The organism is Dubosiella muris, assembly GCF_004793885.1.
Classification (GTDB): Bacteria; Bacillota_I; Bacilli_A; order Erysipelotrichales; family Erysipelotrichaceae; genus Dubosiella; species Dubosiella muris.
This window is the reverse complement of record NZ_SRYG01000022.1, coordinates 25,768-44,364: the sequence shown is the minus strand read 5'-3', so window position 1 is coordinate 44,364 and position 18,597 is coordinate 25,768. Positions and strand designations below refer to the sequence as shown.

At 52.9% G+C, this 18,597-nt stretch carries 22 protein-coding genes and 2 tRNA genes; 1 reads left to right on the top strand and 23 read right to left on the bottom strand.

The window, feature by feature from the left end; genetic code table 11:
- Nucleotides 1-72 precede the first annotated feature (72 nt).
- A tRNA-Ser gene (locus E5336_RS10230) sits at nucleotides 73-163 on the bottom strand.
- A 153-nt stretch (nucleotides 164-316) separates the two neighbouring features.
- On the opposite strand from E5336_RS10230, the gene E5336_RS10225 reads away from it, so the two are divergent.
- Complete coding sequence (locus tag E5336_RS10225; protein ID WP_135981019.1) at nucleotides 317-571, top strand: hypothetical protein; 255 nt, start codon at nucleotides 317-319, stop codon at nucleotides 569-571.
- Here the strand turns inward: E5336_RS10225 and E5336_RS10220 are convergent, their stop codons facing one another.
- From E5336_RS10220 to E5336_RS10115, 22 genes are all read right to left on the bottom strand, one after another.
- Entirely contained in the window at nucleotides 572-1,129 is a 558-nt protein-coding gene (locus E5336_RS10220) for a TlpA family protein disulfide reductase (protein ID WP_135981018.1), read from the bottom strand. It abuts the gene before it with no gap.
- Nucleotides 1,130-1,201: 72 nt separating this feature from the next.
- Nucleotides 1,202-1,277 (bottom strand) — tRNA-His (locus E5336_RS10215).
- A 62-nt stretch (nucleotides 1,278-1,339) separates the two neighbouring features.
- The gene (locus tag E5336_RS10210; RefSeq protein WP_135981017.1) at nucleotides 1,340-1,705 is read right to left on the bottom strand and encodes a YbaN family protein; all 366 of its coding nucleotides are present in this window, start codon (nucleotides 1,703-1,705) and stop codon (nucleotides 1,340-1,342) included.
- Nucleotides 1,702-2,028, bottom strand: coding sequence for a nitrous oxide-stimulated promoter family protein (locus E5336_RS10205; protein WP_135981016.1), 327 nt, complete (start codon nucleotides 2,026-2,028; stop codon nucleotides 1,702-1,704). The genes E5336_RS10210 and E5336_RS10205 overlap by 4 nt, the downstream gene beginning before the upstream one ends.
- A complete protein-coding gene (locus tag E5336_RS10200) occupies nucleotides 2,025-3,662 on the bottom strand; it encodes an amino acid ABC transporter ATP-binding/permease protein (protein ID WP_135981015.1) in 1,638 nt (545 codons plus the stop codon). Before E5336_RS10200 ends, E5336_RS10205 begins: the two co-directional genes overlap by 4 nt.
- Complete coding sequence (locus tag E5336_RS10195) at nucleotides 3,655-5,379, bottom strand: ABC transporter ATP-binding protein/permease (protein WP_135981014.1); 1,725 nt, start codon at nucleotides 5,377-5,379, stop codon at nucleotides 3,655-3,657. The genes E5336_RS10200 and E5336_RS10195 overlap by 8 nt, the downstream gene beginning before the upstream one ends.
- Nucleotides 5,380-5,589: 210 nt before the next feature.
- Nucleotides 5,590-5,982: an ATP synthase F1 subunit epsilon gene (gene atpC, locus E5336_RS10190; RefSeq protein ID WP_135981013.1), complete on the bottom strand. Its 393-nt coding sequence runs from the start codon at nucleotides 5,980-5,982 to the stop codon at nucleotides 5,590-5,592.
- Nucleotides 5,979-7,382, bottom strand: a complete 1,404-nt coding sequence (gene atpD, locus E5336_RS10185; protein ID WP_135981012.1) for a F0F1 ATP synthase subunit beta — start codon at nucleotides 7,380-7,382, stop codon at nucleotides 5,979-5,981. The genes atpC and atpD overlap by 4 nt, the downstream gene beginning before the upstream one ends.
- Nucleotides 7,383-7,393: 11 nt before the next feature.
- Nucleotides 7,394-8,242, bottom strand: coding sequence for an ATP synthase F1 subunit gamma (gene atpG, locus E5336_RS10180; RefSeq protein WP_135981011.1), 849 nt, complete (start codon nucleotides 8,240-8,242; stop codon nucleotides 7,394-7,396).
- On the bottom strand, nucleotides 8,229-9,764 hold the full coding sequence (gene atpA, locus E5336_RS10175; protein WP_135981010.1) for a F0F1 ATP synthase subunit alpha: 1,536 nt from the start codon (nucleotides 9,762-9,764) through the stop codon (nucleotides 8,229-8,231). Before atpA ends, atpG begins: the two co-directional genes overlap by 14 nt.
- A gap of 8 nt (nucleotides 9,765-9,772) precedes the next feature.
- The gene (gene atpH, locus E5336_RS10170) at nucleotides 9,773-10,306 is read right to left on the bottom strand and encodes an ATP synthase F1 subunit delta (RefSeq protein WP_135981009.1); all 534 of its coding nucleotides are present in this window, start codon (nucleotides 10,304-10,306) and stop codon (nucleotides 9,773-9,775) included.
- Nucleotides 10,300-10,815: a F0F1 ATP synthase subunit B gene (gene atpF / locus E5336_RS10165; RefSeq protein ID WP_135981008.1), complete on the bottom strand. Its 516-nt coding sequence runs from the start codon at nucleotides 10,813-10,815 to the stop codon at nucleotides 10,300-10,302. Before atpF ends, atpH begins: the two co-directional genes overlap by 7 nt.
- Before the next feature lie 19 nt (nucleotides 10,816-10,834).
- Nucleotides 10,835-11,080, bottom strand: a complete 246-nt coding sequence (gene atpE, locus E5336_RS10160) for an ATP synthase F0 subunit C (protein ID WP_135981007.1) — start codon at nucleotides 11,078-11,080, stop codon at nucleotides 10,835-10,837.
- A 26-nt stretch (nucleotides 11,081-11,106) separates the two neighbouring features.
- Nucleotides 11,107-11,814, bottom strand: coding sequence for a FoF1 ATP synthase subunit A (locus E5336_RS10155; protein WP_135981006.1), 708 nt, complete (start codon nucleotides 11,812-11,814; stop codon nucleotides 11,107-11,109).
- Nucleotides 11,807-12,175 carry an ATP synthase subunit I gene (locus E5336_RS10150; RefSeq protein ID WP_135981005.1) on the bottom strand — a complete coding sequence of 123 codons (369 nt, stop codon included), beginning with the start codon at nucleotides 12,173-12,175 and terminating at the stop codon, nucleotides 11,807-11,809. Before E5336_RS10150 ends, E5336_RS10155 begins: the two co-directional genes overlap by 8 nt.
- Complete coding sequence (locus tag E5336_RS10145; protein ID WP_135981004.1) at nucleotides 12,168-12,347, bottom strand: AtpZ/AtpI family protein; 180 nt, start codon at nucleotides 12,345-12,347, stop codon at nucleotides 12,168-12,170. The genes E5336_RS10150 and E5336_RS10145 overlap by 8 nt, the downstream gene beginning before the upstream one ends.
- Nucleotides 12,347-12,967 carry a uracil phosphoribosyltransferase gene (gene upp / locus E5336_RS10140; protein WP_135981003.1) on the bottom strand — a complete coding sequence of 207 codons (621 nt, stop codon included), beginning with the start codon at nucleotides 12,965-12,967 and terminating at the stop codon, nucleotides 12,347-12,349. Before upp ends, E5336_RS10145 begins: the two co-directional genes overlap by 1 nt.
- A gap of 213 nt (nucleotides 12,968-13,180) precedes the next feature.
- Nucleotides 13,181-13,936, bottom strand: a complete 756-nt coding sequence (locus tag E5336_RS10135; RefSeq protein ID WP_135981002.1) for an MBL fold metallo-hydrolase — start codon at nucleotides 13,934-13,936, stop codon at nucleotides 13,181-13,183.
- Nucleotides 13,926-15,287, bottom strand: coding sequence for a replicative DNA helicase (gene dnaB, locus E5336_RS10130; protein WP_135981001.1), 1,362 nt, complete (start codon nucleotides 15,285-15,287; stop codon nucleotides 13,926-13,928). Before dnaB ends, E5336_RS10135 begins: the two co-directional genes overlap by 11 nt.
- Nucleotides 15,288-15,290: 3 nt before the next feature.
- A complete protein-coding gene (gene rplI, locus E5336_RS10125) occupies nucleotides 15,291-15,740 on the bottom strand; it encodes a 50S ribosomal protein L9 (RefSeq protein ID WP_135981000.1) in 450 nt (149 codons plus the stop codon).
- Nucleotides 15,737-17,698, bottom strand: a complete 1,962-nt coding sequence (locus tag E5336_RS10120; protein WP_277820852.1) for a GGDEF domain-containing protein — start codon at nucleotides 17,696-17,698, stop codon at nucleotides 15,737-15,739. The genes rplI and E5336_RS10120 overlap by 4 nt, the downstream gene beginning before the upstream one ends.
- Nucleotides 17,695-18,567, bottom strand: coding sequence for a YybS family protein (locus E5336_RS10115; protein ID WP_135980999.1), 873 nt, complete (start codon nucleotides 18,565-18,567; stop codon nucleotides 17,695-17,697). The genes E5336_RS10120 and E5336_RS10115 overlap by 4 nt, the downstream gene beginning before the upstream one ends.
- Nucleotides 18,568-18,597: the final 30 nt, after the last annotated feature.

Genomic DNA, 18,597 nt, shown 5'->3' with positions numbered 1-18,597 from the left:
CCCACGATCTCCTCCGTGACAGGGAGGCATGTTAACCACTACACCACTGGACCAAAACATTCAAAAAAAAGATGGCGGAGATGGAGAGATTTGAACTCTCGCGCCAGTTTCCCGACCTATACCCTTAGCAGGGGCACCTCTTCAGCCACTTGAGTACATCTCCAAGAATAATTGTCGACGCCAATCATTAGCGCTCACTTATATTAGCATGAACAAAAAGCCAATGCAACCACTTTTTATCTTTTTTTCAAATGACGAGCATTTGAATCGAAAGCCGCCTTTCCATCCCGTATAATCATCCGTTGGAGGTTTTTTCATGTTTAAGTTGATTTTCAGCGATGCCGCCACCACCCGGCACATGCTTTGGATTACCAGCTTGCTGACCGGCTGCTCGTTGTTTGGCTCCATCGCGTTTACCGCGCTCGACCCGCAGTGGCAGCCGGTCGCCACCAATGTTTTGACAAGCGTTTGCGCCCGGGACTGGATCGCGTTTGAACGCTGTCTTTTTCTTCCTTCCTTTACGCTTTTGGCATGGTACGCCCTGCGCTATCTCTTTCTCCATGAAAAATAGCTAGCGTAGCATCGCCGCGTACGTTTGATGCAGCTGCTCCTTTTCCGCATCCGTCATAGTCCGCTCATGAGCGTCATGTCCATCCACCGTGCCGACATGGCCGGATACGACCGTCCCGTTTTCCACGACGAGCACGCAAGGCACAAACAAAGTCAGTTCCCCTTCGTCGTTTTCCGACATGTACTCTTCGATATACGGCGTGATCCGCGCTTTTTGCTCGTCCGTATATTCCAGTTCGCGGTTTTCATCCCGCGTTTGAATAAAAACGACGGAACGTCTCGCTTTTTCGGTCTCTTCCTTTAAAACCGGCACCGCCTCCTGGCACCACGGACAATCCGCAAATCCGAAATACAAGACGCCGCTTTCTCCATTCTCGAAAAAAGTCAGCGCCCTCTCAAAGGGCTGCGGATCCGAAAGACCGCTTTCGGCTTGCGGCGCGTCGACCGCGCACGCCTTGTCGCTATCGCAAGCGCCTTGCGGGGCTTGTGCCGGCTGGCAGCCCGCCAGCATCAAACCCATCCAGCCAGCCACACACGCTCTTTTCCATCTCTTTTCCATCTCTTTTTCATCGTCTACCTCTTCCTGTTTATAAAAAAACTCTGAAGATTCTCTTCAGAGTGTATTTTCAAATGGGGCGGCTGACGCGGATCGAACGCGCGAATGACGGAGCCACAATCCGTTGTGTTAACCACTTCACCACAACCGCCATGTGCTCAATTATAATAACGAAAAATCGAGCATTTGTAAAGAGGAAAATTCTTTTTTTTGTTAATTCTCCAACGTTTTCATCCCAAACCGAAAGTAAGCCACATGACCGATCCACACCAGGACAAGAACGATTCGTCCGACAGGCACCTGATCCATCATGACAAATCCAAACGCCATCGTCAACGTGATGATCGCCATGACCCGGATCTTCGCCCGCCGGCACATTCCCCGCTCCTTCACCCAGCTTTCCAGGTTATCCTTGTACAAATTGGTGGAAAGAAACCAGCGATGAAGCCGATCGCTCCCCTTGCCAAATCCGAAGGCGGCCAGCAATAAAAACGGAAACGCCGGCAGCAGCGGCAGGATCGCTCCCAGCACGCCCAGACCAAGCCCCAAAAACCCAATGATCAAGTATACGATTTTCATACCGCCTTCAACCTTCCCTCTCTTTTCTCTTTCCATTCCACCAGTAAGTGGCGGATGACCAAAACCGGATGGCGTAACAGCATCCGCGGTCCCGCGTAACGCATCACCGCCCGGATTTGCTCCCGCTCTTCCTTTCGATAGCAATGCACTTTGCAAGCCGAACAAAACGTTTTCGTTTCCATAAACGGGCATTTGTTGATGCGCAACGTAGCGTAGTCGATCAGCGCCTGCCCGTCGCCTTCATGATGTTTATAGTACAGACGAATCATTTCGCCCACCAGCCGAATCTCGTCTTTTCTTTTTTGGTCTTTGTCTTTTTTCATGTTTTCTCCATTTTCAAAATCGTGTCCGCGAACTGCAACGAAGACGTGCGATGCGAAACGAGCACAATCGTTTTTCCTGCTTTGTTTTCATCGACCGCCTTCAAAATGGCGCCCTCGTTCAAACTATCCAAATTGCTTGTCGGCTCGTCGAGCAGCAGCACGTCGCCATCGTGCAAAAACGCGCGCGCCAAACCAAGCCGCTGCCGCTCGCCACCCGACACGCTGCTTCCAAGCTCCGCGACCGGGGTGTCGTAGCCTTGCGGCAACGACATGATAAAGTCGTGAATGCTCGCCTTTTTGCAAGCCGCCACCAGCTCCTCGTCGCTTGCGTCCGCCTTCGCGATCCGCAAATTGCGCGCGATCGAGTCGTGAAACAGCACCGTTTCCTGCGCGACATAGCTTTCATGCCGGCGAAGCGAGCGGGTGTTGATCCCTTGAATGGATTTTTCGTCAATCAAGATTCGACCTTCGTCGACATCCCACATCCGCATGAGCAGCTTCAACAGCGTCGACTTGCCGCAGCCGCTTTTTCCCTGAATGCCTAAAATGCGGTTTTTTGGAATTTGCGTCGAGAAATTTTGAAGCACCCGCTCCTTGCCATACGCGAAATCTACGTTTTCAACCGCGATCGAGCCAAAAGCGGCATCCGCCCCGTCTTCCACCTCTTCCATCGCGGCTTCCTCTTCCAGCAAGTCGAGCAGCCGTTCCCCGGCCCCCAGCGTTTGCGCCAGACCCGTTCCTAAATTCGACAACGCGATCACCGGTCCAAACGAGGAAATCATAAGCATCGGCGCCATTAGCACGACATCGGAAACGACCATTCCCTGCCGCGCGAGCGCCATGGAAGCCAGCAGCGTCAGCACTGTAAACGCGATGACGCACACGTTGGTCGCCGACACGCCCTTCGCCATGCCTTGCTTGATCTTTTTTTCCTTGCTTGCAAGCTCTTTCGTGCTTTGCAGGATTTGTTCCTTCCGACGATTTGCCGCCTGAAACCACAACAGTTCCTTCATCCCGCGCACGCTTTCAAGCACCATCGCGTTTTGCGCGCCCGCCTGCTCGCGAAACGCCTTGCCCGCTTTGGCGCTCGTTTTCGACAACCAAAACGGAATGCCGATACCAACCGTAGCGTAGCCCGCCAAAGCAATGAAAGCCAAAACCCCATGCATCGAAGCCTGCCACGCCACGCAAATCGCTGATACGAGCAAGGCGATACAAACCGGGGAAATCGTATGCGCGTAAAACACTTCCAGCAGTTCCACGTCGCTTGTGATCAAGGAAATAAAGTTGCCTTTGTCGCGTCCTTCCAGCTTGGCGCACGACAAGGCGCGCAGTTTACCAAACACAAGATCGCGGATGTGGGCAAGCAGCCGAAACGCGATATAGTGGTTGCACGCCTGCTCGGCATAGCGCAAAACCCCTCGCAGCACGGCGCAGGCCGCCATCGCGATCACGATCGTCCGCAATGTCCGCCCTTCCATGATGTGGACAACGCCTTGGGCGCCCAGCACCGGAATGAGGATCGCGGCCAGAAAGCCGATCGTCCCCATCGCGATGGCGATGACCATGACAGGCAGCATCGGCTTCACGAACACAATGAGTTTCGATAAAATTTGTCGATTCGATTTATGCATATTGTCCTCCCTGGCTGTATCGTTCCAGCGCTTGCTGCGTGTTCCATAACGTGGCGTAGCGCCCCTCTGTTTGCACTAACTCGTCGTGCGTTCCTTTTTGAACGAGCCGGCCGTCTTGCAGCACGTAAATGACGTCGGCGTCCACGATGTTTTTGAGGCGGTGCGAAATGCACAAAATCGTCTTGTCGCGCAAAGAGCGCACAACTTGCATGATCCGGTCTTCCGTTTCGACGTCCACGTTGCTTGTCGCCTCGTCCAAAATCATCAGATCGCCAGACTTCAGCAGCAGTCTGGCCAGGGCGATGCGTTGCCTTTGTCCGCCGGAGAAGTTGGCGCCGCCTTCCTCAACCAGGGTGTCAAGTCCTTGCGCCTCTTCCAAGTCTTTGGCAATGCCGGCCAGCTGGAGCGCTCTCCAGAGCGCCTCGTCCAAATGCGTCGGGTCGGCCATGCGCAAGTTATCCCGCACCGTGCCTTTGAATAGCGTCGATTCGTGTCCTAAATACGAAACGTGCGCATACAAGGAGGCGAGCTGGATGTCATTCAAATCCGTGCCGTTCCACTCGATCGTTCCTTTTTTGGCCTGGATCTGGCCCAGCAGCAGCTTGGCGATCGTGCTTTTTCCCGAACCCGACTCGCCGACGATCGCGGTTTTCTTTCCTTTTTCAATGACGAGGTCGATGTTTTGCAGCGTCAAATCTTCCTCATACGCGAAGTCGACGTCACGCAAAGCCAGCGTGTCCAGACCGGAAAGATCGCTTTGACGACGCGTCGAAACAGGCGCGTCCAAAATCGCGAACATCTTCGCGCTGGCGGCCATGCCGTTCATCGCGATGTGGAAGTACGAGCCCAGCGTTCGCATGGGCAGGAAGAACTCTGCCGACAGCAAAACGATCAAAATCGTTTGAAACAACGTGATCGTCCCGCTCTGATACGCGCCCAGGGCGACGAGGATGCCGGCGGCCGCCCCGCCATAGGCGACAAGGTCCATGACGGAAATCGAATTGAGCTGCATTGTCAAGACGCGCATCGTGATTTTGCGGAATTTTTCCGCTTCCTCGTTCATTTCCTGATGGCGAAGGCCATCCGCCTCGTAAATCTTCAATGTCGTCAGCCCTTGCAGGTTTTCCAGAAAGCTGTCGCCAAGCTGCGTGTACTGGCCCCAGTATTTGCCAAGCAGTTTTTTGGCGAACTTTTGCACCGCGATAATCGAAGCCGGGATGAGCGGCACGCACACGAGCAGGACGAGCGCGGCTTTCCAGTCTAAAAACAACGTCACGACAAAGAGCGTGAGCGGCGCGAGCAGCGCGTAGAAAAACTGCGGAATGTAGCTGCCAAAATACGTTTCGAGCTGGTCGACACCTTCACCAAACAGCTGGACGATTTCCGCGGTCGACCACCGGTTTAAATAGCCGGGTCCGATTTGGACGAGCTTGGAAAAGAGCTTGTCGCGCATTTGTTCCTTCACAACCGTACTTGAGGAAAAGCTCGCCATCGTCGCCTGCTGGTTCATGATCAACCGCACGACGATGCATCCTGCCATGATCAGCAGCGTGGCGCCCACGTTCACCGGCGCGCCCGCCATCGTCCGGGCGATAAGCCACGCGATGCAGCCGCTCAACGCGGTGTTGGCAAGCAAGCCGATCCATTGGCAAAATATGTTTTTTCGAATGCCCGGCATGCTGTCCGGGAATGCTTGAAGCAATCGTTTATCAATCATGAGTTAGTCTCCTTTAACAATTAGTTAGTTTAATATAACTTAAGACTGTTTTCAAGCACATCCCATATTTTCACAAAAACAGACACGTCATTCTTTCTTCTTTGCCAAGGGATAACCATGCCTGGAATCATCGCGCATGATGAAATGGCTTATTCAGAAGAAAATGGATACTCAACAAAAAAAGAGCCACATTTTCATGGCTCTTCGTTTCTATCCGTGAACGCTGATTCGGTTGAGCGCTCTTTGCAAAGAGAGCTCCGCCCGTTTCATATTCGTGGTGGTGTCTTTTTTGTCGATGCGGGCGCGCGCACGCTCGTACGCTTTTTTCGCCCGTTCCAAGTCAATCTCGTCTTTGCCTTCGATTGCATCCGTCAGCAAAAGCGCTTCATCATTTCCGAAATGCAAAAATCCTCCCGCGATCGCGTAGTCGAGATCCTTGTCGTTTCCGTCTTTCAATTTCAGCCGGCAAGGAACGAGCGCCGCCACGATCGGCATATGTTTTGGAAGAATCGTCATTTCCCCTTCCACGCTTTTCACGTGGATGCTTTTGACGTCAAGGTCGAGATATTCGCCTAATGGTGTCACGACCCTGATTTTGATCATGACTCAGCCTCGATCTTCTTCGCCTTGTTGATGGCGTCCTCGATCGTTCCGACCAACAGGAACGCCTGCTCCGGCAAATCGTCGTAGTCGCCGTTCAAAAGCTTTTCAAAATCATCGACCGTCTTGTCAACCGGCACGTATTGGCCTGGAATGCCCGAGAACACTTCCGCCACGCTGAATGGCTGGGAAAGGAAGTTCCGGACACGGCGGGCGCGGTTTACGATTTTCTTATCCTCTTCGGACAATTCATCCATACCAAGAATCGCGATGATATCCTGAAGCTCTTTATAGCGCTGCAAAATGCTTTGCACTCCGCGCGCCACCTTGTAGTGCTTCTCGCCGACCACAAGCGGATCGAGCATTCGCGACGAGGAATCCAGCGGATCCACCGCCGGATAAATACCAAGGGCGGCGATATCACGGGAAAGGACGGTTTTCGCGTCCAAATGCGTAAACGTGGTCGCCGGCGCCGGGTCCGTCAAGTCGTCGGCCGGCACATAAACCGCCTGAATACTTGTGATCGAACCGTCTTTCGTCGACGTGATCCGCTCTTGCAGCTGTCCCATCTCGGTCGCCAACGTCGGCTGGTAGCCTACGGCGCTCGGCACCCGACCCAGCAAGGCGCTGACTTCCGAACCGGCCTGGGTGAATCGGAAAATGTTGTCGATAAACAACAACACGTCCTGGTGCTCGACATCGCGGAAGTACTCCGCCATCGTCAAGCCCGTCAAGCCAACCCGCATCCGGGCGCCTGGCGACTCGTTCATCTGTCCGTAAACGAGGACGGTCTTATCCAATACGCCGGACTCTTTCATTTCCCAGTACATGTCGTTTCCTTCACGTGTCCGCTCGCCAACGCCAACGACGACGGATTTGCCGCCATGCTCCTTGGCGATGTTGTGGATCAGCTCCTGGATCAATACGGTTTTTCCGACACCGGCGCCGCCGAACAAGCCGATTTTTCCACCTTTGGCGTACGGACACAACAAGTCGATGACCTTGATTCCCGTTTCCAAAATGGCGCTCGAAGTCGCCTGCTCGTCAAAAGCCGGCGCTTTGCGGTGAATCGACATTTCCGTATCGGTTTTGACCGCGCCCAGCCCGTCGATTGGCTGTCCAAGCACGTTGAACATCCGGCCGAGCACGCCGTGGCCGACCGGGGCCTGAATCGGTTTTCCCGTGTCGATCGCCTTCATGCCGCGAACCAAACCGTCCGTGCTGCCCATCGCGATGCAGCGCACCATATCGGCGCCGATGCCCTGGGCCACTTCCACGACGAGGTCGTCCCCGTCTGGTTTTTTTATTTTAATTGCCGTCAGCAAGTCAGGCAGGTGGTCTTCGTCAAATTTGACATCGACAACCGGCCCGATGACTTGGGCGACAGTTCCTACGTTTTCCATCCACTACCTCCTTAGGATGCGAGCGCGTTCGCTCCACCGACGATCTCGGTGATTTCCTGCGTGATCGCGCCCTGACGGATCCGGTTATAAGCGAGTTCAAGCTGTTCCTGGAGCTCGGTCGCGTTGTCCGTTGCCGACTCCATCGCCATTCTTCGCGAAGCTTGTTCGCTCGTCTTGGATTCAAGATACAAAGAATAGAGGACGGATTTTGCCGCCATCGGCACGATGCTCGAAAGCATCGCCGCCTTGTTCGGCTCGAAAATCGTCTGCACCGGATTGTGCTTTTCCTGCTCTTTTTCGATACGGACCGGAATGATCGTCTCGAGAACCGGAATAAATGTCAAAGTATTTTTATAATGCGTATACAGCACTTCGATTTTTGAAATTTTCTTTTCATTGAACAAATCGAGCGCCAGCTGCATCTGGTTGGCCAGATCCATATACGCCGTGTCTTCGTTTAAATCAATCAATGTGGCATCGCAATGAAGATCCTTGGCTTGCGCCCACTGCGCCCCGCGGCTGCCGACCATCACGATCCGGTCGTTTTGGGAAAGATCCTGCAAAACCGTCCGGTAAATGTTGGCGTTGTAGCCGCCACACAGCCCCATGTCGGATGTGATGACGAACACGAACGCCGGCTTGCCTTCGTTTTCCTTCAAGTACGGATCGTTCTTTCCGGCGGCGTTGACGATCAGCGTCAGCAGGTTTTGCAACGCGTGCGCGTACTCGCGGTTGCGCTCCATCGCCTCGCGCTGTTTCGACAGCTTGCTGCTGGCGACCAGCTGCATGGCTTTCGTGATCTTTTTCGTCGAGTCGACCGACGCGATCCGCGATTGAATATCCTGTCTACTTTGTGCCATCGCCAGTTCCTTCTGTTATGGCGAACTCCTTCGCAAACTCGTCAAGCGCCTTGCGGATTTGGGCGATCAAATCGTCCGACAGCGCTTTTTCGCTGTTGATTTGATCAAGGATATACGGGTATTCGCGTTCGATGAACGCCAGCATATCGTGCTCGTATTTCAAAACCTTGTCGACCGGAACCGATTTAAGATACTTGTATTTCGCCGCGAACAAGGAAAGCACTTCCTGCGCCACCGGCATCGGGTCGTACTGCTTTTGAATGAGCAGCTGCGTCAGCCGTTCGCCATGGTTGAGCACCTCGGTCGTCGACGCGTCCAAATCGGATCCGAATTTCGCGAAGCTTTCCATTTCGTGGTATTGCGCCAGTTCCAGCTTTAGCGAATTGGACACTTGCTTCATCGCCTTGATTTGCGCCGCCGATCCAACACGGGACACGCTCAAACCGGAGTCGACCGCCGGACGGATACCGGCGTTGAACATGTCGGTCTTCAAGAAGATTTGCCCGTCCGTGATGGAAATGACGTTGGTTGGAATGTACGCCGAAATATCGCCGGCCTGCGTTTCAATGATTGGCAGCGCGGTCAAAGAACCATTTCCATAGTTCTCGTTCAGACGGGCCGCCCGTTCCAGCAATCTGGAATGCAAATAGAAGACGTCGCCCGGATACGCCTCGCGTCCAGGTGGACGACGCAGCAGCAGCGACATCGTTCGATACGCCACCGCGTGCTTGCTTAAATCGTCATAGACGATGAGCACGTCTTTGCCGTTTTCCATCCATTCCTCGCCAATGGCGCATCCCGCGTATGGCGCGATGTACTGGAGAGGCGCCGGCTCGGAAGCCGTCGCCACGACGATCGTCGTGTATTTCATCGCGTCGTGCTGTTTCAGCTTTTCCACGATTTGCGCGACTGTACTCGCTTTTTGACCAATCGCCACGTAAATACAAAGAACGTCTTTTCCTTTTTGGTTCAAGATCGTGTCGATGGCGATTGCCGTTTTTCCTGTTTGTCTGTCTCCGATGATCAACTCACGCTGTCCACGTCCGATCGGGATCATGGAGTCGATGATTTTCAACCCTGTCTGTAAAGGGACGGATACGCTTTTCCGCGTCATAACGCCCGGAGCGACCCGCTCCACAGGACGCATTTTCGTCGTTTCGATCGGTCCGTCGCCGTCAATCGGCTGTCCGAGCGCGTTGACAACGCGTCCGACCATGGCGTCTCCGACCGGAACCTCCACGATATGGCCTGTTCTCTTTACGAGGTCTCCTTCTTTGATGTCATAGTTTTCCCCCATCAAAACGACTCCGACGGAGTCTTCCTCCAGGTTCATGACCATACCATATACATCATGCGGAAACAAAAGAAGTTCAGACATCATGGCGTCTTTTAATCCGTAAACCGTTGCGATTCCATCCCCGACGGAAAGCACCGTACCTGTTTCGCTCATTTCGAGGTCCTGGTCGATGTTTTGAATCTGGGCTTTGATCAGTTTACTGATTTCTACCGGATTTAAACTCATTGTTTCACCTACTTTTCATTCAATTTCTCTTTTAGATTGTCAAGGCGCGTCTTCACCGTGTTGTCCAGCACGATGTCTTTCGCTTTGACTTTCAGACCGGCGATCAAGTCGGGATCGACGTCGACCGTCAGTTCAACGTTTTTATTCAGTTTCTCTTTCAGCATTTTGGAAAGAGCTTCTATCTGCGCTTCGCTCAACGCCGTCGCGCTTTGCACATGCACTTCCTCGATCTGCTCGCTCTTGCGATACAAATCCGCGTACTCGTCCGCGATCTCGGGCACATGCGCCGCGATTCCATGCTCGTTTAGCACATACAGGAAATTGAGCACGACCGGATCGACGCCCGAGGCGAAGACCTGTCGGAGCCATTCTCTTTTTTCCGCTTTCGCGATTTTTGGATGCGAGAGGGCGAGGGCGAAGTCCGCGTTGGACTTCCAGATCTGCTCGAGGTTTCTCAACTCGTCCAGATACGCTTGTTCCTTCCCTTGTTCCTGCGCGATTTCAAAAAGCGCACTGGCGTACGGTTTGTAACTGGCTACCATTCGTTATTCCCTGCCTGTTCGATAAACGCATCGACGTAGGCTTGCTGTGTTTTTTCATCCATTTCTTTTTGAACGATGTTTTTGGCCACTTCGATCGCCACATCGCTAATGGCGCTCTTCATGGCCGCTTCCGCCTTGCGTTTATCCCGTTCTATGTCTTCATGGGCCGCGTCTTTGATTCGAGTGGCTTGGGCGTTCGCTTCGGAAAGGATTTGCGCCTTCTCCTGGTTCGCCTGTTGCTTGGCGGACTCGATGATGGCGTGCGCCTCTTTTCCGATGCCCTTCATCTTCTCGTCGTACGCGGCTTTCGTTTCAAGCGCCTCCTCTTTCAGTTCGATGGACGCATTGATGTTTTCCTGAATGAGATCTTGTCTTTTTTTCACGAGAGCAATGATCTTATTCCAGAAAAAATGCTTGGCGAACAAAACGATCAGCGCGGTGGAAATACATACTAATATTACATCGGTCAGTGAAATTCGCAGATAGTTATCAATGTTAAAATCTATCATCACCGATCACCCTGCAATCTTAACCTTTGATGAAGATCAATAAGATCGCGATGACAAGCGAGTAGATACCGGTCGTTTCGGCAAGCGCGATACCAAGGACCATGATGGACTGGATCTTTCCGGCTGCTTCCGGATTGCGTCCAACGCTTTCAGCACCTTTACCAGCGGCAAAACCTTGCCCGATACCTTGACCAAGTCCGGCAACCATCGCGATGCCGGCACCTAACAATGCCATACCTTGTACGAAAAATTCGTTAAATCCCATGTTGTTTCCTCCTGTTAAAATTTATCTTAATCTTCCTGCTTGCTGACTTGCTGTCCTAGGAAGAACGAGCCCAGCGTGAAGAAGATGTAAGTCTGAATCACACCCGAGAAGATATCAAAATACATATGCAGGAACGGGGTCAGCGTCAAGCCGAGATAACCCCAAGGCGCGATGTTTTTGATCAGCGTGTACACAAGCAGCGTAATGATACTTCCCGCCAAAATATTACCAAATAAACGCATCGTCAATGAAATCGGCAATGCGAGCTCGCCGATGATGTTCAGCGGCGTCAGCAGCCACATCGGCTCCGTCAGTTCCTTTAAACGGGCTTTGAGTCCCGCTTTTTTGATCGCGTTGCCCTGGATCATCAGCCACAGCGTCAAAGCCAGCGTCGCGTTGAAACTCACGTTCGAAGTCGGGTTCTGAAGCCCGATCAGTCCTGTCAGATTGGCTACCACCATCAGCAGGATCAGCGTTCCAAACATTGGAATGTAATGTGTCGTCGTCTCCTTCAAATTGCCCTGCACGACGTACAGGATCAAGTTGTACATTTCCTCGCAGACGTACACAAGCCCTTGGGTGGGCTTGGAAGGATCCGCTTTTTCGATCTTCTTCCCGGCAAAGTAGAAGAAGAACATCGCCAATACACAAATACAAAGCCAGACGAAGATGGATTGCTGGATTTCGATCGTGAAACCGCCCAGGCGGATCACGACCTCACTAACTTCAGGCATCGTCTGCCTCCTTTCTCAGTTTTCGGGAATACATCAAAAGCGCGCCTTTGCTGCACATGAAGCCAGCCAGCATCGCCAGGACCGGCACATGCACGCAAGCGAACGCGACCATGACGATCCCGTACATACAATAGCGCAGAACATACTGGGTAAGTCCCGCCCGATCCGCCTTTTTATGCGTCGTGATCGACTTCGCGAACCGGATGATCATCCACAGTCCCACCTGTCCGGTGACGACGCCGACAACCACGCCAAGCCCGCTAAGCCATCCAAAGCAAAAAAAAGCGGCACATGCACATGGAAGAGCGAGCAACAGCGAATCTTTCGTCGTTTCGACAAACAGTCTCTTTAAATCATCCATGTTTCTTTTTCCCTTTATACAGCAGCAGCGCAAAGCTTCCAATCAATGCGTACAAAACAAAAACGACCAGAAACACCGGCGTCGTGTGAAGCCAGTCATCCAACAGGTAGCCAATCAAAAGGCACACCAGCAAATTGACAAGCAGAAAGCCGGGAAACTGCGCCGGTTTCATTACTTCGTCCCGAAAATACGGTCCCCCGCATCGCCAAGTCCGGGAACGATGTAGCCATTCTCATTCAGGCGTTCGTCAAGCGCCGCCAAATAAATGTCCACATCCGGATGCAGCTTCTCGATCAGCTCCACGCCTTCCGGCGCGCCAACGAGGCATACGAGCTTGATGTTCGTCGCTCCCTGGCGTTTCACCATGTCGATCGCAGCCGCGCTTGAACCGCCGGTCGCCAGCATAGGATCCACGATGATCACCGTCGACTCGTCCATGTGTTTTGGATACTTCTCAAAATACGTATGGGGCTCCAGCGTCTCCTCGTCCCGATACAATCCGATATGCGCAACTTTCGCCGTTGGAATGAGCGAAAGAATTCCACTCACCATTCCCAGACCGGCCCGCAAAATCGGCGCCACAACGATCGGTGTCGCCAGCGTCTTGGCCACGTATGGACAAATCGGCGTCTCGATCTCAAGATCCTTGAGCGGAAGGTCACGCGTCACTTCATATACCATCAATCCCCCGATCTCATCGAGATTGTCGCGAAAATCTTTGGTTCCCGTGTCTTTATCTCTCATCACAGTCAGTTTGTGACGGATCAGTGGATGATCAATTACCTTAAGCATCTGTTTCACCACCTTTTTATCGTCCCCATTATAGCAAACCTGCATATCAAAAAAAACCATCTAGCTATCCGGGAGCCAAAAAGTTGCAAGATATTTATAGCAGCTTTTCAAAAAATAAAATCCACTCAACCGTCCAAATTTCACTTTGGACCAAAATATAGGAAATATGTGAAAACGCGAAAATACGCCAAAAAAAAACGGTTCGCGTCCTTTTCAGGCACACGAGCCGCGTTCAATCGTCTCGATTTGAAATTGCTCCGCCGCCCGGATCTGCATGCCGTCGGTTGGAATTTGCTTGCGCGCAAAACAAGCGTGCAGCGCCTTTAGCGCCAGCTCCGGCGTGTTGGCCTCCTGCGACAAATGCGCCAGCACGATGTCGGTCGTGTTCTCGCCGACAAGCTCCGTCAGGTTTTTCGCGCTATCCTCGTTATTCAAGTGTCCGCTTGGCGACAAGATCCGCTGCTTCAAATACAGCGGCCGGCTCGTCCCCATCAGCATCGGCACGTCGTGGTTGCTTTCGAAAATATAGTAGTCGGCGTTTTTCAAATACGGCTTGTTCGAATTGGCGATATAGCCCGTATCGGTAATATACACGAGCGTCTGCTCCCCGTCCGAAATGACATATCCCGCCGTTTTCGGCGCGTCATGCGACAAAGGAATGAGGCGAATCGACAATTCCCGGATCCGGAACTGCTCCAGCGGCTCGACATGAGTGTGCCGCTCGAAGCCTTCCACCTCGCAATACGAATACATCGGGATCTGGGCAAACAGCTTGCGTTGCGACACGTGGTCGGAATGGCTGTGCGTCAGCAAGATCGCGTCCGTCTGTCCGATTTGCGCGCCCACCGCTTGCAGTGACTGCGTCAAATACCGCTTTGTCGAGCCGCAGTCGATCACGATTTGCGTGTCTTTGGCGCGCACAAGGCAGCAGTTTCCTTTGGAGCCGCTGCACAATAAATCAATTCGCATACATATCATCTCCCCGATTTGTCTGATCCCACGTGGAAAATTTGGAAATCGACTTTTGAAACACGAGCTTGATGTCGCCAAGGCCGCCGTTTCGGTGCTTGGCCAAGGTCAAGTCGACAAGCTCGGTGTCTTTTTTATCCGCTTCCTCTTCCTCACGTTCATAGTACTTTTCACGATACAAAAACATGACGATGTCGGCGTCCTGCTCAATCGACCCCGATTCCCGAAGATCCGCCAGCTGCGGCCGGTGGTCGGTTCGCTTCTCGACTTCACGGCTTAGCTGCGACAGCGCGATAACCGGGCAATCCAGCTCCTTGGCCAGGATCTTCAGGTTTCGGGAAATGTCCGACACTTCCTGTTGTCTGGAGTCGGCGCGCGTTCCGGTAATGAGCTGCAAATAGTCGATCACGATCAAAGACAAGGCGCCGTACTCGCTTTTTAGCTTGCGGCACTTGGAAAAGATTTGGGAAACCTTGATGCTCGACGTGTCGTCGATGAAAATTTTCCGCTCGCTCAGCCGGTTGCCGCCTTCGTACAGCTTCGACCAGTCCTCGTTGGATAAAGACCCGTCCCGCAGCTTCGTGGCTTGCACGTCGCTTTCCGCGCTAAGCAAACGCTTCATAAGCGAGTCGGTTGGCATTTCCAGCGAGAAAATCGCCACCGCCTCGTCTTTGTTGTGCTTGGCGACTTCGGAGGCGAAATTGAGCGCCAGCGCCGACTTTCCCATCGCGGGACGCGCCGCCAAAATGATCAAGTCGCCCCGCTGGAATCCATTCGTGTAGCGGTCCAGATCCGAATAGCCGGTTTTAATGCCGGTCACCCCGTCCATCGTCTTTAAGCGGTTCAGCTCCTCGATGACGCGTTCCACGATTTGGCGGCTGCTTTCAAATTCCGTTCCCCGCCGGTGCCGGGTCACGTTCATGATGCCCCGTTCCGCCTCGTCGAGCAGCGTGTCGATATCGTCCGTCGAATCGTACGTGTTTTGCGCGATCTGGTCGGCCGCCATGATGAGTTCACGCATCTGCGCCTTGTTTTTGATCGTTTCGATATACGAGTGCGTGTTCGCTGGCGAAATGGCCGAATCCATCAGCTTGATAATGTAGTCCGCCCCGCCGGCGCGTTCAAGCTCCTCCTTGTCCTGCAACCGGGTAATCAAATTGTTGAGGTCGAGCGGATGGCCCGAATCGCTTAGCTCCTGCATGCACTGATAAATCCGGGCGTGCGCGGGCAAGTAAAACTCCTCGGGTGTCAAATCCAGTTCCGTGCATGTCGCCATCACGCTGGAGTACACCATTAAAGAACCGAGCAAAGCCTGCTCGATCTTTTGCGAATTCGGAAGTTCCTTCGCCATGGATCACTCCTTTTCGCTGACGTGCACTTTAATTTCCCCAATCACCTTGTTGCGATATAAATCCACTTTGATGATTGTCGTTCCCAGCGAGTTGATGGGCTCCTCTTTGTGAAGGCGCTTCTTGTCGATTTGAATCCCGGCCTCGTCGAGTGCCTGAACGATTTGCTTGTTCGAAACCGTGCCGAACACGTTGCCGTTTTTTCCGACTTTCAGCTTGAATTCGAACGTCATCGTCTTCAACCGTTCCTTCAACTCGTTGGCTTCCTTTTCCAGCTGCGCCTCGTTGGCCGCTCTTTGACTAAGTTGCGCGGCCAGCACCTTCTGGCTTCCCTTCGTATAAGGAACGGCCATTTTGTTTTTAAACAGGAAATTGGAGGCGTAGCCGTCGTTCACTTCCTTGACTTCGTCTTTTTTTCCGACGTTTTTCACATCTTTCAGCAATATAACTTTCATGATTTTTGTAAATCCTCCTTCAAACATTTAAGAAGCTCGTCCTTGATGGCGCCCACAGTCGTGTCTTTGCGCTCCAGCGCGGCCGCCGCGAAATGACCGCCGCCATGCATCTTCTCCATGATTTTCTGCACGTTGAACGTGCCGTCGCTGCGGGCGCTGACCGCCACGCAGTTCGGATCGGCTTTCGTTCGCGCAATCGTGAAAGACGCCTGGCATCCTTTAATTTTCAGCAGCGAGTCCGAAACTTGCGACATCATCGTCCGATCGAGCTCCTTGTCCTCGATCGCCGCGATGATAAAATGATCGAAAAACATTTCCCCTTGCGAAACGAGCTCGGTTCGCAGCCGGAAATCGCCGATGTTTTCGCACAGCGCCTTTTCGGCGAAATTCGCGTTGGCGCCCCAGATCCGCAACGTCGCCGCCGTTTCGAATGTACGCGCCGACGTATGCATTTTAAAGCGGTTCGTATCCACAAGCAATCCCAAATACATAATCGTCGCTTCCGCCTCGAAGATCGGGATGTGGTTTGGGATCGACTGAATCAGCTCGACGATCAGCTCGCACGTCGACGAGGCCTGGCTTTCCACATACGTAATGAGCGGGTGGACGACAAAGTGCTCGTTGCGGCGATGATGGTCGATCACGACGATTCGTTCCATCCGGTCGATAAAAGGCTTCGACGACGAAATCATCGGGACGCCATGATCCACCATAATGACCAAATCGTTTTTCGGGTCGATCATTTCCATCGCTTCCTGCACCGTCACAAACCGGTGGCGCTCCCCAATCGCCTGTTTATAGTGGTCCATCGTATCCTGAAGCTGATGGTCGCGTGGCACATCCTGCAAAACGATGAACGCGTTGCGATGCAGCGCCCGGCACCAGTTGGACATGGACAAAGCCGCGCCCATGCAGTCGTAATCCGAATTGACGTGGCCGACAATGAAAACCCGGCCGCTTTCCTTGATCGCCTCCTGGATGGACTGGGCCATGATCCGCACCCGGACCTTGGAGCGCTGGGAACTCGTTTCCGAGTTTCCGCCAATGTAGTGGACGCGATGCCCCGCGCATTGAATGGCGGCCTGGTCGCCGCCCCGGCTTTGCGCCAGCTCCATCAGCTCGTTGAGCATCGTGTTCAATTCCTCGAAATCGTCGGTTCCATACGCGATGGCGACGCTCAGCGTAATGGACACGTCGATTTTCGCCGCCTCGTCCTTGATGATCTGCAAGATCGTGAAGTTCTCGTGCCGGATCTGGTCGAGAATCTCCCGGTTGAACAGCACGAAGATCCGATCCGAGCGAATGCGGCGCACGAGCATGCGGTGGTCTTTTGCCCAGGTAACCAGCGGCGTGCGCAAGTGGGTGTTTATTTTCGCGATTACGTCCTCGTTTTCATACGACTGGTATTCCACGTAGTTGTCCAGCTGCATCAAGGCGGCCACGACTTCGTTTTGTTTTTGGTGCTTGCGCAGTTTGTACAGCTCGGTGATGTCGCGCGCGTACAGCACTTGCGCGTCTTCTTTTTTAATGACTTCGTAAACGTGGTGCTCGTACTTTCCAATGACGGAATCGACGTCCTCGTCGAAAAGCTCGCGGATGTTCTCGATCCACGACGTCACCTTTTTATTGACGATATCAATGCCATGCTCGCGAAAAAAATCGCTCGCCCACGTGACGACGAATTCGTCGTTGTACGTCAAGATCCCGACATCCCCCACCTGAAGGGCGTCTTTGGCATCCCGGCCAAGGATTCGCGAAATATCGAATTCCGTCTGCAAGCCTCTTTTTTTCAAATTGTGCCAAAAACCGATAAAGACGGCTGAAAACAGCCCGCTGATTAAAACAAGCAGAACGACGGACACCCAGTCGTGGGCCCAAATCATATAGGCCAGCAGCCCGACGACGATCACCATCAAGACAATCATGAGATTGCGCCATTTCGTGTATTTTTTCATCATTTTCCTCTATCTTTCCTCAAGCCAATCAAACAATCCAGCTCGCCGAGCACGATCCAGATCAAATTCAGCCCCGGGACAAACCCGCCCAGGATCGCAAAAAACGTCAGCGAGCGCTTGTTGTAGCGAATGCAGCGATCCATCATATAGACGATACCGTAATAATCCAGCACGCATAAATCAATAAACGTGGCCATCATCACGATATCCTGAATCTCTGAGGAATATTTTACCATACTTTGACTCATAGAAAACAGAGCCAGCAAGACAATCGTGACAAATCCAATCCAGCGTCTTGGCCGGATCTGCGCCACTTTTCGAATGGGCGGAATCCAGATTTTCATCCGGATACACACCATGACCGCCAGCAAATGGATGCAGACGGTTTGCAGCAGCGACAGCAAAAACACCACCGCGCCCACAAAAACCCGCCAGTCGACGAAAGGAAGCCAGCGCTGGATCCATGCAAAATCCTCTTGCAGATCCAGGCCGAAGATCCCGGCCCAAACAGCGAAAATCAAGCCATAGGAAACGCAGGACAGGACGAACGTGACGCCAAGCTTCAGTCCGTTGCTCCATCGTTTGTACACGCCGATTCCATAGCACAAGCCGATCAAAATCGACGTCCAGCTGTAAAACCACGTCGTAAAGCCGCCAAACAAAAACGACTCGAGAGCCATGGCGAGCGCGCACACCCCCACGATCGCGACCGGATTTTGGGCCGCGTAAATGAGAATCGGAAAGGCGAACAGCCAGGACATGCTTTCTTCAAGCGCTAACGCAAATTGTTGATTGACCAGCAACATCACGCCGTAGATGGCGCAAACCATCGCCCCACGGGTGATCTGCCGGGTTTTGATTGTTGAATTCATAATAGAGATTATAATACACAACCGCGTTTT

Coding starts and splice junctions, on each gene's coding strand:
- atpA (WP_135981010.1), bottom strand. CDS start 9,764: ATGAGTTTAAATCCGGTAGAAATCAGTAAACTGATCAAAGCCCAGATT.
- E5336_RS10205 (WP_135981016.1), bottom strand. CDS start 2,028: ATGAAAAAAGACAAAGACCAAAAAAGAAAAGACGAGATTCGGCTGGTG.
- dnaB (WP_135981001.1), bottom strand. CDS start 15,287: ATGGCGAAGGAACTTCCGAATTCGCAAAAGATCGAGCAGGCTTTGCTC.
- E5336_RS10115 (WP_135980999.1), bottom strand. CDS start 18,567: ATGAATTCAACAATCAAAACCCGGCAGATCACCCGTGGGGCGATGGTT.
- rplI (WP_135981000.1), bottom strand. CDS start 15,740: ATGAAAGTTATATTGCTGAAAGATGTGAAAAACGTCGGAAAAAAAGAC.
- atpE (WP_135981007.1), bottom strand. CDS start 11,080: ATGGGATTTAACGAATTTTTCGTACAAGGTATGGCATTGTTAGGTGCC.
- E5336_RS10120 (WP_277820852.1), bottom strand. CDS start 17,698: ATGATGAAAAAATACACGAAATGGCGCAATCTCATGATTGTCTTGATG.
- E5336_RS10210 (WP_135981017.1), bottom strand. CDS start 1,705: ATGAAAATCGTATACTTGATCATTGGGTTTTTGGGGCTTGGTCTGGGC.
- atpF (WP_135981008.1), bottom strand. CDS start 10,815: ATGATAGATTTTAACATTGATAACTATCTGCGAATTTCACTGACCGAT.
- atpH (WP_135981009.1), bottom strand. CDS start 10,306: ATGGTAGCCAGTTACAAACCGTACGCCAGTGCGCTTTTTGAAATCGCG.
- atpD (WP_135981012.1), bottom strand. CDS start 7,382: ATGGAAAACGTAGGAACTGTCGCCCAAGTCATCGGGCCGGTTGTCGAT.
- E5336_RS10155 (WP_135981006.1), bottom strand. CDS start 11,814: ATGCCTGAAGTTAGTGAGGTCGTGATCCGCCTGGGCGGTTTCACGATC.
- E5336_RS10195 (WP_135981014.1), bottom strand. CDS start 5,379: ATGATTGATAAACGATTGCTTCAAGCATTCCCGGACAGCATGCCGGGC.
- E5336_RS10220 (WP_135981018.1), bottom strand. CDS start 1,129: ATGGAAAAGAGATGGAAAAGAGCGTGTGTGGCTGGCTGGATGGGTTTG.
- E5336_RS10200 (WP_135981015.1), bottom strand. CDS start 3,662: ATGCATAAATCGAATCGACAAATTTTATCGAAACTCATTGTGTTCGTG.
- E5336_RS10135 (WP_135981002.1), bottom strand. CDS start 13,936: ATGCGAATTGATTTATTGTGCAGCGGCTCCAAAGGAAACTGCTGCCTT.
- upp (WP_135981003.1), bottom strand. CDS start 12,967: ATGCTTAAGGTAATTGATCATCCACTGATCCGTCACAAACTGACTGTG.
- E5336_RS10145 (WP_135981004.1), bottom strand. CDS start 12,347: ATGAAACCGGCGCAGTTTCCCGGCTTTCTGCTTGTCAATTTGCTGGTG.
- E5336_RS10225 (WP_135981019.1), top strand. CDS start 317: ATGTTTAAGTTGATTTTCAGCGATGCCGCCACCACCCGGCACATGCTT.
- atpC (WP_135981013.1), bottom strand. CDS start 5,982: ATGATCAAAATCAGGGTCGTGACACCATTAGGCGAATATCTCGACCTT.
- E5336_RS10150 (WP_135981005.1), bottom strand. CDS start 12,175: ATGGATGATTTAAAGAGACTGTTTGTCGAAACGACGAAAGATTCGCTG.
- atpG (WP_135981011.1), bottom strand. CDS start 8,242: ATGGCACAAAGTAGACAGGATATTCAATCGCGGATCGCGTCGGTCGAC.